Origin of the sequence: Flavobacterium sp. (assembly GCF_031423415.1) — a bacterium.
GTDB lineage: Bacteria > Bacteroidota > Bacteroidia > Flavobacteriales > Flavobacteriaceae > Flavobacterium.
The window spans coordinates 1-14,529 of the sequence record NZ_JANPFL010000186.1; the positions used below are offsets into that span (position 1 = coordinate 1).

The following is a 14,529-nucleotide window of genomic DNA, read 5'->3' on the forward strand; positions in this document are numbered from 1 at the left end:
AAAAAAGAGGCTCACTTGCCTCTTGTAATTCTCTTTCAAAACTTTACGATAACTCCATAGTGTTAACGGCAGGTACTCCGGTTCCGTTCAACAGGAGTTTCATTGTTCGTGCTGCGCACGCAACGAAACTCTAGCTGTTAGCCGTTGTATTTATTGATTAGTTGAATTAATCAATTTGTTCTTTTTCCAAGTTTCTATTTTCAATATAGTTCCATTTTCGTTATAAAAATATTGTTTTTCTATTGGTTTATCATCTTTAAATTTCCCTTCGTATTTTGCATTTCCGTTTTCAAAATATTCTCGGTAAATTCCATTTTTTGAATTATTTTTTAGAGTATTTTCAATTTTCAAAAATCCATTTTCGTAATATTCTTTATAATATTCAGTTTCAATATCATTTTCTTCCTCAACAATTTTATTTTCAATTTTTAAATCACCGTTTTCATAAAATTCTTTATGGTTTTTAGTTTCTAATTCTAGATTTTTTTCAATTCGATAATCGATATTATTAATTTCTTCGACAAATCCTTTTTCATTAAAACTTTGTGACATTTTAAGTTTACCTTCAAAATAAAATTCTTGCATTTCTAAATTCCCATTTTCGTAGTAATAATAAAAATTTCCTTGCATTAAGCCACAGTGAAAATTTGATATGCTTTGAAGTTTACCATTTTGATAATAAGTTTTATAATTTCCGTGATTTGTTCCAGAAATTAAACTGTCTATTTTTTTTCCAACTCCACAACCAAGAACAAAAATTTTTCTTTTGTTAGTTTCGTATTTACAATTTTTATAAAACCCTTCGGCTTTTAAGTTTCCGTTTTCATAATACTCTTTATAAACGCTATCAAGAATTTTGTTTTTTGAATATCCTTCAAACTTTAAATTTCCGTTTTCATATTTTACAATTATTTTTTCTTGTGAATAGATTTCACAAGAAAAAATAGAAGTTACTAATATGAATATTTTCAGAAATTTCATTTTTTGCAGTTTTTTGGTAATATAACGGCTAACTCGTTTATAGGTCTGACAAAATCAGACCTATCACTCCACTTTTGGGTGGATAGGTCTGACGGCAATCAGAATTTATTAATATTCAAATATATTAATTTTTTCTTACAAATCATCAATAAATCTTTCTAATCGCATTCAACTTTCAGTAATTATTATACCCCTTTCAAAGCAAACAAAGGCAGTAAAAACTACTGCCTTTGTCGTATGGTCTATTGCCAAATTCTTAAGCGGTTGGGGGTACTTCGGGCGCTCTGTTGTTCAGCAAGCTGTTGTACTGATCTATCAGCGCATTAAGCTGGTTGATCACCGTGGTGTAGGGCGATGGCGTTGTCTCTGCTAGCAAATGGTAGGCGTCTATTCGGTCTCTTAGAGCATAGTACACCACGTTGGTTTCTTCACGTTTCGATTTTAAATTCTCAGGTGTGGCATCGCCATATTCTTGGGTACGGTCTAGGAATTTTTCGTCAAAGGCGATGTTGGCAGCTTTCAGCTCGTTTTTCCAGGCGGTCAGGTTGAGGGTGGTGAACGCCCCTACAAGTGGAGCTTTGTTTTCCCAATCCATAATAAGGCTCGTAATTGTGGCGGTTTCTGCCTGATAGTTCAGCCTTGATATGCCACCACCATACACGCTAAAGCTTTCTTTTATGAGGGTACCAGCGGATTTCAATGTGGGGTCAAAATGATAATCATACCCCTGTGCTACATAGTAAATGCCGTTGACGGCATCGTCACGTCGCTCGTCTAATGCTAGAATCTCGGCTGTCTTTTCATTGGCCAAAATCTTTTTGAAGAGCGCGTCCAGCTCGTTGCCTTTGCCTACGAGTGCATCATACTTGGCAAGGATTTTTAGTACTGTTGGGTCGTTTCGCAGCACAATGGCGAGATAGTTCTTGATGAATTGCAGGTATTCTGCATTACGAAGCTTAGGTAAATCAATTCCATTCATAAATTTAAAATTTAAAGGTTATACTTGTGTTTGAATTGTATTTTTTGTCCGAAAAAGCATTTCTAGGTAGAAACAAGTTTTCGGACATTCCCGAAAGGGCATTTCTAGGTAGAAACAAGCTTTCGGACGCTCCCGAAAAGTCATTGCTAGGGTGCAACAAGCTTTCGGACGCTCCTGAAAAGTCATTACTAGGGTGCAACAATTTTTCGGAAACAATAACACCCGATAGGTTCATTTTAATGCACTTTTTTCTTAAACTGTTGGACTTCATAGTGGTTATGATTTTGAAATCAGCATTACGAAGATACAAATTTTTGTTTTGAAAGTTATTTTTTACCAAATATTTTCGGAATAAAAAAAATGCACCACTCGAAAGTGATGCATTATTATTTTGCTTCTACTGGAAATGTTATGTAGTTTTTAACCACATAGTTTTTAGTGTGGCAACATAGATTTAATTTTAGAAAGCTTCACTTTTGCATAGTTTACATAGCTACTATGTGCAAAATGTATTTTCTATGACACTCTTTTTAATAATTTTAACAGCGATTCTATGTGGTTTAAATTTATATCCAGTTTGTTTTCACACAAAAGCCAGTAGAGCCATTATTTTATAATGAGCATTTTTTTATTTCTTAATGATTTTTTGGTGTTCAATTCCATACCCATTTTCCACTCTTAAAAAATAAATTCCAGTTTTGAAAGTACTCATATCTAAACTATAATGGGATGGTACATAAGAATCAAATAATTTACGACCCAATACATCGCTGAGGAAAATTCGGTTTTGGTTATCCGTCAAATTCAGCAATAAAGTCTTTTCCACTGGATTTGGATAGAAAATATTTTTCGATTTCGAAACCGTTTCTACGCCCAATGAGCAGCTATTCCCCACTACATACGAATAGTATTTCGTCACGGCCAGTCCACCTGCAAAAGCAAATTTTACAGCGTAAGTAATCGTTGAACCCGGAGTTTGTCCCGTGATGGTTTTCGTAAAAATTTTACCCGAAACATTGGTCATTGCCGTTTCTCCAAAGGGTGTTTTTTTCCACAAATAAGCCACCACTCCCGTTTTTTCATCCAGCAATTCAAAGGTGATTGTAACCTCTGTTCCAATGGTTTGAAAAGCATAGTTATAGCCTATAGCAAACGTACCTTGAGACGCCTCTTTTGCAATTCCTGCACATTCTGTATTCGTGCTGGCAGAAGTGGTGGCATTAAGTACAATTGGATTAGTAACGAAAAGATTGCCAGATAAATCGCTTGCCGAAATACTGAAACTATAATTGGTACTTGGAAATAATCCAGTGATCAAAAAGGATTTTTGCACGCCCGAAGCGCTTGATGTTGATTTCGCATAGGTACCATAAGCAATATCATACACCACTGTTCCTGAGTTATCGTTCGCGTTCAACACTACTTCAACAGCATTACTTGTAACGGCGCCAATGCTTGCCGTAAAATTGGTAGGAGGTAGGATGTCATTGATGTAGGTGCAATTGCCGCCCACCACATAATTGATATATTTAGTAACAGAAAATCCACCGGAATAAATAAATTTACATGCGTAAGTAATAATTGCACCATTGGTTTGCCCGCCAATAGTAGCTGTAAAAATAGTTCCTGAAACATTTTTCATCGCCGTTTCTCCAAAAGGGGTTTGTTTCCATAAATAAGCAATAACTCCCGTTTTGTCCGTATCTAATAATTCAAAAGTCACATTGACATTGGTGCCTACTGTTTCAAAAGAAGATTTATAACCAATTGTAAATGTTCCTTGACTGGCAACTTTCCAAGTTTCTTTACACACTAAATCGGGTGCAATAGTTATAGTAACGGTTTGTGATGTGCCTACGGCTCCTAAGTTATCAGTAGCCTTGGCCGTAAGCGGATAATTCCCAACGGTTGGATTCCAAGTAGCACTATACGGCGCAGCAGCATCTGTACTGATCAAAGTATTGTTTTGATAGAAATCTACTTGTTGAATGGTTCCATCAAAATCGCTGGCATTGGCAGTAATGCTAATGGTTTTTCCTTCGATATATGTTGCATTATCGGCTGGTGTAACCAATGAAACTGAAGGTAAAGCATTGGCTGTATTGGTTACCAAAATCAATAACTCGTCATCGTCAGAACGTAAATCAGTATTGGTTACGGTCAATTTTATACTATACACCCCTTCAACCAATCCGCTTATTGTTGGATTAACAGCATTTATATCCGAAAATTGCACCACCGATGGGCCATAATTTTGAGACCAAGAATAGGTTAAGGCTTTTCCAGCAGATTCGGTGCTTGCCGAACCATCAATAGTTGTAGCAGTCAAAGGTAAAATCACTTTGATATCTGGTCCTGCCATTGCTTTAGGATAACTAAAATTCAATGCTCCCGTTCTAGTAAAAGTCATTCGTGCTAAATTGAATTCACCAGAAGAAAAAGCAACACGCAGGATGTGTTCTCCTGGAGTAAGTGGAATATTAGTAACTGTTTTCGTTGCCCAAATATTCCAAGACGTAGTGGATGTAGACGGAACGGTGATGTTTCCAGAAATGGTTGTACCATCTAATTCTAAATGAAATGGACCGCCACCTGCTGCAATTCCTGAAGCATATCGAAAGGCAAAAGAATATAAACCGGATTGTGTAACATTTACGGTGTATTCTAACCATTCATTTGGTGCAATGAAACCAACAGTAGTACCTTCTGTTGCGTTAGTTTTTGCATCTACAGATTCGTCTAATCGATAATCACCCGAGTTTGCTGTGGTGGCATCAAAATAAGCCACATTTTGCCCTTTTCCATTCTCAAGAATGTCAAATTTTCCAGCTTCAATTGTTCCTGGAATGGGCCAAGCTGTCCCACCAAATGGCATTTGATTTCCCACTTGTACATTTACTCTATTGGTAACATTGAATGTAGTTGGATCTTCGTAAATTCTTGCATAAAAGGAGTGCATTCCCAATGTTAAATTAGTAGCATTCCAAGTATAAGGTGGGGAAGTAACTACTCCTAGCGAAGTTGTTCCGTCCATAAATTCTATTTTTATTGGAGTTCCATTCGACACTGTCACCTCTAATTTCACACTACCATTGACGTAGGCTTGCTGAAAAGAGGAAGTTAACACTCCTGTGATAGGAGAATCCAGGCTGGTTACCATTTTTCGAGCTGGGACTTGGAGTTGATATCCTGTTAAAAAAGTTACCGTTATTGGCGCGTTGGAGTAATTTTGCGCTACATAATTGGTTTGGCCATTTTGTGTAAATGCAGTTGCTGTGGAGCAATCGGCTGTAATTGTAGCATTCACTCTTCCCAATGCATTCATGGCGTGCAACCAATGGTAGGTTTGCGCGTCCGAAACGCCGAATTTTATTTCTCTATTGGGATAGGAATTGTACAATCCAATTGCTTTTGGAGGATCAATAAAGGCTAGGTATTCCCACATAATATCGTGCCATAAATTGGGATTGACCTGATTGCTCAAAATTCCAGTATTGGCTTCAATTTCATTCCAAAGCTTGGTGACATAAGCCGTATCTTGGCCTAAATACAGTGATCCTCCGTGAATCGGGTACAATTCAATGCCGTAAGAAGCGGCAATATCACCAGTCCAAAAAGTGCCATTGTCAATACTATTTGACCACACACGAGACACTAAACTGTATTTTTGGGAAGGAGGAAAATTGCGGTCACTAGTATCCATATAATATTCTTCGATGCCGGTTTGCTCCGTGGTATAAAGATAAATTCCCAAGTCCCGAATGGTTTTATTTCCTGATGCTTCTCCCCAATGAATCAACGAAGCATTAAAAACCATACTTTCTGAACTGGACTCCATATTATTTCCTTGTGGATTGTTAGCAAAACCATCCACCCAACTGTGTCCTTCATAGGGATTAAAATTTCTCAAATAAGGAAACATCGTGTCGTTACGATCATAAGCTGCTGCATCGCGAACGATTAAATTTACCATTTCGCCCCATTGGACTGCCCAACCCGGACTGAATTGTTCTACAAAAGCGGCCGCTTGAATAAAATATCCCCAATGAAATTGTTTGTCATTTAAACCCAAATCTTGGCCATATCCTGCAGGATAGCCAATGGCAGAATTCCAAGTAGAATTATAATAAAACAGGAAAGCCACTTCTCCATTTTCGGCTTTAAACCAGTTTTCAAGTCGGGTTTTAATAGTGGCTAGCATCTTATCTCGAGCCACAATATTGCCCATTTCATTAGCAATACGTGCCGTTTGCATCAATTGATTAAAAAATTGGCCTTCGTTATAGGAATCGGTCCAAGTTGGCATTATGCTGTTTTCTAATGAGGCGATCTTTTCGGTAAGATCAGCGGGTACAAAACCAGTACTGTAATTATCAACATAAGGCAAGGTGGGAAGTATTCCGTGAAAAGTATTTTCGACACTAAAACTGTTGCCTGCCATAGTTTTCATTTCGCCTCTAATAACGGCATAACTGTATTTGTTTGGAATGGGAGAACCTGGAGCCAAATGTGCCCATTGATGCGGAAGTAAACCGAGTAGCATATTGGTTTCGACTCCTTCTTTTACTTCTGTTTGGACATTAAAATCAGTGTGCATTACAGAGGTTGCTTCATTATACGAATAAGTGGCTGTTGTTTTTACAGGAAAAACATAAGCGTATTTTTTATATTCATTTGCCACTGTGGTAACATTTGAAGCAGTCAGCGGAATAAAAGCCATTGACCAATAATTTTGCCCATTTAAAGTGGAGGTATAAACATTACCATTTTTAGTCCAAGTACTTCCTTTGGGTGCATAAATTGCAAAATCAGCACCATTTTTCACATTAGTGGCGACCAACATTTCGTTAGAGATGACAACTGTTCCAAAGTTTACCGTAATTTGTGCCACATCGGTGGATTTTTTGGTAAAATACAAGAAAGGCATTCCCACGCCTGAAGTAGTTTGGAAATTATGTGTTCCATCGTTCCAATCCATGGTTACGGTCCAATCGGAATAATCAGAAACGGTTGTCTTTGTAGCTACCATTCCTGAAACGCCAACAATCATTGGCAATAAATCATCAATCACCCCCGTTGGAATATAACTCACTACCAATCCGTTGGAAGTGGTTTTCATAGTGTAAGGATAATTAAAAAGATTCGATGCAGTACCGTTTTTAACCAAAGCTGACCACCAATCACTGGTTGGAACTGGCTTTCCTACTGCATTTCCGCTCAAATAGGGTATGCCAGAAGGATAGTTATTTCTGCCAGCCACATCCTTTCCGGGAAAAGTAGTTCTGTAACTGCCACTGCCAGCAGTAACGAACTGAGCGGTTGAGATGGTTGTGAATAAAATGGTTGTCAAAAAAATGAAGATGCTTTTTTTACTAAATTTAGATATTCTGGTTTTCATGCTACAACTATTTGATTTCTTTTCAAATATATTGAAATAACTCCCAAGTGCGCAGATTGAAAATGATATAAAAACTATACACAATACGTTTTAAATCTCATTTGTCTCTTCAAATGTATAAGTGACATATTGTTTGTATCGTTATATTTAATTTTTTATGCACACTAAACCATCTTAACCCTCGGCAAATTAATTTCGTGTTCTTGTGGATAAGGAGCTCTTTCTGTAGTGCTGATATCTCCACGAAGTTGTTCCGTTGCCTTGAATTGTAATGCATTTGAATTGGCATATCTTGGGTCGGGTTTGAACGGCATTTTCGCCATTTTTGAAATAGTAATGGTTGGAAAGTGATAATCCACTTCGACTGTACCCAAAAGCAAATAACATCCGCCACCTTTGAAGGAATAGTTGATGAGACTTTTAGGAAAGTGAGCCGTATCAAAATAATCTCCGTTTGCATCTATCCAAGTGCCAAAAAACATCATTCCCATTTTGGTTGGTACTTGTTTAATCGACACCAAATAAGCAAGTAATTTGACTTCTTTTTTTAAATAGTCATTAAGATTCTTAGCGACGACAACACTTTTATAGTTTGTTTCTAATAAATCGAAAGGCGAACACGAAACCGGAAAACCGACTAGTTCCATTTCGTCAAATGCATCTTCTAGTGAGGAACGTTCTATCATTGGAAATTTGAATTCTTTAGTAGGTGCTGAAATTAGCAAAGGAACGTTTGTTTCAAACTTATGATTGGTTAAAAGCATTCGAGCTTCGATAATCAATTGACTTTTTGTTTTACCAATACTTCGAAATGCTCCAATAAATATCAGTGTTTGAATACTTTCTAAACCTGATGGAACTCTGTTTATAAAATTTTCAATAGATTTAAATTCGCCATTTTTCTCTCTTTCAGAAACGATGTTGAAAATAAAATCACTGTTCAAATTTTTTAAAAGCATAAAACCCAAATAGACATCAATTCCGTAAACGGTCGTGTCGTAAACACTTTTGTTTATACACGGATTATGAATAGTTGCACCACTCATTTTAGCTTCGTGAATATAAATTTCAGGTCTGTAAAAACCACCACCATTATTGATTGCGGCTACCATAAACTCAATGCCGTAGTAGGTTTTTAAATATAAACTTTGGTAACTTTCTACAGCATAGGAAGCAGAATGCGCTTTACAAAAGGAGTATCCTGCAAAACTTTCTATTTGTCGGTACACTTCTTCGCTGAGTTTTTCTGAATGTCCTTGTGCTTTGCAAGAAACAAAAAATTGGTCTTTCACACTCTGAAGTTCTGCCAACGAACGCCCTTTTCCGCTGATGGCTCGTCGCAAAATATCGCCATACGCCGCAGTTAGTCCGCCGTAGTGCAATGCAATTTTTATAACATCTTCTTGATAAACCATAACGCCGTAGGTTTCGCCAAGCTGTTCTTTGAAAACATCGTGAAAATAGTCAAATTTATCAGGATTGTTGTGCCTAAAAATGTATTCTCGCATCATTCCACTTTGAGCAACTCCTGGCCGAATGATACTTGAAGCAGCAACAAGCGTTTTGTAATTATCGCATTTTAATCGTCGCAACAAACCACGCATTGCTGGACTTTCTATATAAAAGCAACCTATTGTTTTGCCAATACTTAAAAACTCATTGCATTTGATTTCATTTTTTGATAATGATATATCGTTAATGTCAATTTTAATTCCTCTGTTTTTTTCAATAATCTTAACAGCTTCATCAATGGTGCCCAAACCGCGTTGACTGAGGATATCGAATTTTTCAAAACCAATATCTTCAGCAACGTGCATATCAAATTGTACAATTGGGAAACCTTTTGGAGGCATTTCTAGCGCTGTAAAATTGGTAATTGGTTCTTCAGAAATGATAATTCCGCAAGAGTGCATACTGCGTTGGTTTGGATATTTCTCTAGCATCATTCCATATTCTTCGACATATTTCACCACCGAATTACTTTCTCTTTGCCGCCCTTTGGCTTTAGCCAATCCATCGAGTTCGTCTTTAGACAATCCAAAAACTTTACCCACTTCTCTAAAAATAGATCGGTATTTGAATTCGACATTGGTACCACAAAACGCCACGTGATTGGGGTCAAATCGTTTAAAAATATACTCTAAAATAAAATCGCGTTCGCGCCAGGACCAATCGATATCAAAATCGGGGGGAGATTTTCGGTTTTCGTTTAGAAATCGTTCAAAATATAAATCCAATTCAATAGGACAAATGTTGGTAATTCCGAGGCAATAACTCACAATACTATTAGCTCCACTGCCACGTCCAACGTGCATAAAACCTTGACTTTTGCTGTATTGAATAATGTCCCAAGTGATTAGAAAATAGCCGCCAAAGTTTAAATCATTGATTACTTTTAACTCTTTTAAAACTCTCGCTTGGGCTTCTTTATTATCATTTCCGTAACGTTTTTTTAATCCACTTTTTGCTAAATTTTCCAATAATAAACGGTCGCCTTCCTTACTTTTAGTATAGAATTTTTTGTTTCGTGGAGTCTTAAACTCGAATTCGAAATTGCAATTTTCGATTACATATTCGGTGTTTTTTATAATCTCAGGATATTCAATATAATTTTCAAGTAATTCATCGGTACTTGTCATTTTTTCAGAAGTTTTGCAAATATCGTCTTCGGTCAATTTTGATAATAAAGTATTGTTGTCAATGGCACGAAGAATGCGATGTAAATTGAATTCCTTTTTGGTTCTGAAAGTAACTGGTTGCAGGATAACCGATTTCTGAATTATAGATTTCCATTCGGGTTTGAATAATTTGATAACTTCTTCTGGACGAATGCCAATGTATTCAAAATTCCGCGACTCGCTAGGAATATTGCTGGTTGGATAAATAACAAATACGTTTTCGAATGCTGGTGCAACAATTGGTAAATTGGTTTTAGATAGATTGTGATGGGTCAGCAAACGACACATTTCGCCAATCCCTTTTTGGTTTTTGGCCAAGCCAATAAAAAGCAGCTGGTTGTCTTGTCTGAACTCAACACCTACTATTGGTTTGATATTGGCTTCTTTGCATTGTTTGGTGAAGTCATAAATGCCAGTAACGGTGTTAATATCTGTCAATGCCAATGCAGTGGCACCGCAAATTTTGGCTTGCGCCACCAAATCCTCTAACGGAATGGTTCCATAACGAAGGCTGTGATAAGAATGGCAGTTGAGAGGCCCCACCCCGACCCTCCCCGAAGGAGAGGGAGCCAAAACTGCTGTTGGGTTTTGATCTGTCATTAATTGGTTTCGTTGGTTGGTTTTGGGGTTTGCGTTAGGGATAGAAGGGAAAATCCTTTTTGACAAACCTATAAGGTTTTCAAAACCTTATAGGTTTGTCAAAAAGATTGGAATGATAGCCCGACCCTTGTGGTAACGCCCAAATTCATTAATTTTATTTTATTTTTTGTTTCATAATCGTACCCGAACACCGGGAAACAGCATCGGAACCAAACCTATTTTTAATTTTATCAATAGCTTGATATAGTGAAAGCATTTCGGTGGTGTCTTCGAACATATTGATTTGATACGTACCGCGAACTAATCCAGTAAAACGTATTCCGACCAAACGCAAACGCATTCTTCGGGTATATACTTTCTCAAAAAGTTCTATGGCTGTTTTCGTTAAAATATGGTCGAAAGCAGTGTAAGGAATTTTGATTTGCTTGGTTTCGGTATCAAAATTATTATACCGAATTTTAATCACAACGGTCGAGGCTAAAAAGCCTTCTGAACGCAATTGATAGGATAATTTTTCGACCATACCTGTAATTAAAGATTTGATATTGTAAATATCAATAGTATCGGTTTCAAAAGTATGTTCAGTGGATATCGATTTTCTCTCGGTATATGGTTCTACAGGATTGTTGTCTATTCCGTTGGCTTTTTTCCAAATTTCAATACCATTTTTACCGATCATTTGTTGTAAAACTTCGACTGGCATTTGGGATAATGTCTGGATATTTCTAATTCCAATTCTGGATAATAATTGAAAGGTAACATCGCCCAACATTGGTATTTTTTGGATTGGCAATGGGTTTAAAAATGGTCTTACGTTGGTTTCGATTATTTCTAATTTCCCCAAAGGCTTGGCTTCTCCTGTACCAATTTTAGAAACTGTTTTATTTACAGAAACTGCAAAACTTATGGGCAAACCACTTTCTTTTATGATTTTTGAGGATAATTCAGATGTCCATTTGTAGCAACCAAAAAACTTATCCATTCCGGTTAGGTCTAAATAAAATTCATCGATGCTGGCTTTCTCAACTATTGGTGCTACTTCTTTTAAAATAGCAGTCACTTCGTGTGATTTGTTAGAATAAAATTCCATATCGCCTCTAACTACAGATGCTTGCGGGCAAAGTCTGAGAGCGTATTTAATAGGCATTGCAGAACGAACTCCAAATTTTCGAGCTTCGTAAGAACAGGATGCTACCACGCCACGATCAGAACTGCCGCCAACAATAATTGGCAAACCAATCAGTTTTGGGTTGATTAATCGTTCGCAGGAAACAAAAAATGTGTCCAAATCCATATGTACTATTGCTCTCCCCACCCCAGCCCTCCCCAAAGGAGAGGGAGTAGAAGCTGTTGAAGTTGTTTTCATATATTTTTGTTTGTAGGTTTCAATTCCCAGGTTTCAATTCCTCCTTTGGGGGTTAGGGCTTGGGCTTTTTTTTACAAAATTATTTCATTTTGTATCAAATAGTATTATCTTTGTTGATATAAATTGTATCAATGTCTATATTCTCTGATAACATCCGATTATTGCGAAATCAAATAGGAATTTCGCAACAAAAACTCTCCGATGATTTAATAATCACTAGAGTTCGATTTGCTAAATATGAAGAAGGCAAAAGCGAACCTCCATTTGAAATTCTGAAAAGAATTTCAAAATACTTTCACGTCAGTATTGATATTTTGATAAATGTAGATTTACAAAAAATACCATTGGATAGCTTATTGAAAATGGAAGATAATAGACTTTTGCTACCAATTATAATTGATAAATCTGGAAGAGATTATATTGAAATTTTGCCTTACAAAGCCAAAGCTGGTTATTTAAGTGGTTATAGTGATCCTGAATTTATAGAAAAATTGCAACAGATGCATTTGCCATTTTTAACCAAAGGAAAATTCAGAGCCTTTCCTATTGAAGGAAATTCGATGCCACCACACAATGACAAATCATTCATTGTTGGCAAGTACATTGAAAAGTTGGCGGATATAAAAGATGGGAAAACTTATGTTGTGTTGAGTAGAAACGACGGAATTGTATATAAGAGAATTTATAGAAAACCCAAAAGAGAGACTATTTTTGTATTTCATTCTGACAATATTGGATATAAACCCTATGAAGTAAAAGCCAATGAAATACTTGAGATTTGGGAACACGTTTGTAGTTTCTGCACTCAAGAATTTCAACCAGACGATTTAGGAGTTATGAATGTAAAAGAGATGTTTCAACAATTGCGTTTGGAAATTAGTGAGTTGAGGAAAGTTTAGAGGTCGCTTTGTCCCTTTCCAATTAAGATTGAATGAATAATTTGATATGTGTTAAAAAGAAAAAACCCTTAAAATCATACGATTCAAAGGGTTTTAATTCAATTTGTATTTCTACTGGCGGAGAAAGAGGAACAAGCACCTACTTTTTCTATACATATCAAATCTTACTAAAACAACCGTTAACCCTTGTAAAATAAGGGTTTTTTAATATATGATAGTTAAGTAAAATTAAGTAAATTATATATAAATATAGTCAATGTGGGGATTATGTGGGGATAATTTTGTATCTTTAAAGTGTTGAAAAACCTAATAATTCCGTACCAATGGCAACTATTAACTACCTTATTAAAGGAGAAAAAAACGCAACAAATATACTTTTGCGTTTCAAAAATGGCAGAAAATGCGATTTAACAGCTACAACAGATCTAAAGGTAGAACCTAAAAAATGGAGTGCAGCTAAACAAAAAGTCAAACTTACTGCTGATGATACTACAAAAGACGAAGTTAATCAAAAACTTTCAGAACTTGAAAAATTCATATTTGATGAATTCAATTCCGATAATAGCAAAGGTGAGTTTATTGACAAGCACTGGTTAAGAAAGAAGATTGCAAATTTCTTTAATCGACCAATTGACGAAACAGCCGTTGACCAAATATTTTTTATTCCTTTCATTGATACGTTTATTAAAAATGCTCCTACTCGTATAATAAAAGGTAAAAATAAGGCGATAGCTAAAGGAACTATCACAAAGTATAATACAACACTCAACAAGCTAAAAGAGTATGAAGAACGCTTTAAAACAAAGCTAAAATTTACTGATTTAGATTTGACTTTCTATGATAGATTTATAAATTTCTTATCCCAAGAACAGAAGATAAATTTAGGGACAATCGGAAACTATATCGGAACTGTAAAAACAATTGCCAGAGATGCAAAATTAAAAGGTTTGCCGGTGCATCCACATATTGAACATCCTAACTTTTTTGTTCCAAAAATTACAGCTGATAGCATTTATTTAAGAAATGATGAAATTGATACAATTTTTAATCACGATTTTAAAGGAGTGGAACGATTAGAAAACACAAGAGATTTATTTATTATTGGATTGAGAACAGGGTTAAGAATTTCAGACTTTTTAAGATTAAAAGATGCTAATATCAAAAACGGCTATATTGAAATTGAAACACAAAAAACAGGGCAGACAGTTACTATTCCACTACACAAACAAGTAAAAGCTATTTTAGAAAAAAGGAACGGATTTCCAAGAGCTATTTCTGACCAAAAATTCAATGAACACGTTAAAGAATTATGCAGAGTAGCAAAATTCACAGAATTAACTCAAGGTTCTAAAATAAACAAAGATACAAAGCGAAAAGAAGAAGGAATTTTCGAAAAATGGGAATTAGTATCATCACACATTTGTCGTCGTTCCTTTGCCACAAATCTATATGGCAAATTAGATAATTTGACCATTATGGGAGTTACAGGACATCAAACAGAAACTCAATTTTTGAAATACGTTAAAATTACCAATACCGAGAAAGCCGAAAAATTAAAAGACTATTGGAATAAGCAAAACGAAGAACAGGATATTGAAGAGAAAAAGATGAAAATAGTAAAGTAAGAT

The 14,529-nt window shown here is 35.9% G+C and carries 8 protein-coding genes; 2 read left to right on the forward strand and 6 right to left on the reverse strand.

The features are described 5' to 3' along the window. Positions 1 to 150: 150 nt before the first annotated feature. From RMO83_RS15710 to dinB, 6 genes are all read right to left on the reverse strand, one after another. The gene (locus RMO83_RS15710; protein ID WP_310560650.1) at positions 151 to 981 is read right to left on the reverse strand and encodes a hypothetical protein; all 831 of its coding nucleotides are present in this window, start codon (positions 979 to 981) and stop codon (positions 151 to 153) included. Positions 982 to 1,237: 256 nt separating this feature from the next. Continuing rightward, positions 1,238 to 1,960 carry a DUF6261 family protein gene (locus tag RMO83_RS15715; protein WP_310560651.1) on the reverse strand — a complete coding sequence of 241 codons (723 nt, stop codon included), beginning with the start codon at positions 1,958 to 1,960 and terminating at the stop codon, positions 1,238 to 1,240. A 4-nt stretch (positions 1,961 to 1,964) separates the two neighbouring features. After that, positions 1,965 to 2,195, reverse strand: a complete 231-nt coding sequence (locus tag RMO83_RS15720; RefSeq protein WP_310560652.1) for a hypothetical protein — start codon at positions 2,193 to 2,195, stop codon at positions 1,965 to 1,967. 393 nt (positions 2,196 to 2,588) lie between these two features. After that, the gene (locus tag RMO83_RS15725; protein WP_310560653.1) at positions 2,589 to 7,358 is read right to left on the reverse strand and encodes a glycosyl hydrolase; all 4,770 of its coding nucleotides are present in this window, start codon (positions 7,356 to 7,358) and stop codon (positions 2,589 to 2,591) included. A gap of 164 nt (positions 7,359 to 7,522) precedes the next feature. Beyond that, on the reverse strand, positions 7,523 to 10,636 hold the full coding sequence (locus RMO83_RS15730) for a DNA polymerase III subunit alpha (RefSeq protein WP_310560654.1): 3,114 nt from the start codon (positions 10,634 to 10,636) through the stop codon (positions 7,523 to 7,525). 154 nt (positions 10,637 to 10,790) lie between these two features. Further along, positions 10,791 to 11,951, reverse strand: coding sequence for a DNA polymerase IV (dinB, locus tag RMO83_RS15735; protein WP_310560684.1), 1,161 nt, complete (start codon positions 11,949 to 11,951; stop codon positions 10,791 to 10,793). A gap of 182 nt (positions 11,952 to 12,133) precedes the next feature. Here dinB and RMO83_RS15740 point away from each other — a divergent pair, with 182 nt between their 5' ends. Then, on the forward strand, positions 12,134 to 12,901 hold the full coding sequence (locus RMO83_RS15740; RefSeq protein ID WP_310560655.1) for a helix-turn-helix domain-containing protein: 768 nt from the start codon (positions 12,134 to 12,136) through the stop codon (positions 12,899 to 12,901). Positions 12,902 to 13,224: 323 nt separating this feature from the next. Next, positions 13,225 to 14,526, forward strand: coding sequence for a site-specific integrase (locus tag RMO83_RS15745; protein ID WP_310560656.1), 1,302 nt, complete (start codon positions 13,225 to 13,227; stop codon positions 14,524 to 14,526). Positions 14,527 to 14,529 lie beyond the last annotated feature (3 nt).

Excerpts from the sequence above, each read along its gene's own strand:
- RMO83_RS15715 (WP_310560651.1), bottom strand. The coding sequence starts at position 1,960 with ATGAATGGAATTGATTTACCTAAGCTTCGTAATGCAGAATACCTGCAA.
- RMO83_RS15730 (WP_310560654.1), bottom strand. The coding sequence starts at position 10,636 with ATGACAGATCAAAACCCAACAGCAGTTTTGGCTCCCTCTCCTTCGGGG.
- RMO83_RS15720 (WP_310560652.1), bottom strand. The coding sequence starts at position 2,195 with ATGAACCTATCGGGTGTTATTGTTTCCGAAAAATTGTTGCACCCTAGT.
- RMO83_RS15740 (WP_310560655.1), top strand. The coding sequence starts at position 12,134 with ATGTCTATATTCTCTGATAACATCCGATTATTGCGAAATCAAATAGGA.
- RMO83_RS15710 (WP_310560650.1), bottom strand. The coding sequence starts at position 981 with ATGAAATTTCTGAAAATATTCATATTAGTAACTTCTATTTTTTCTTGT.
- RMO83_RS15745 (WP_310560656.1), top strand. The coding sequence starts at position 13,225 with ATGGCAACTATTAACTACCTTATTAAAGGAGAAAAAAACGCAACAAAT.
- RMO83_RS15725 (WP_310560653.1), bottom strand. The coding sequence starts at position 7,358 with ATGAAAACCAGAATATCTAAATTTAGTAAAAAAAGCATCTTCATTTTT.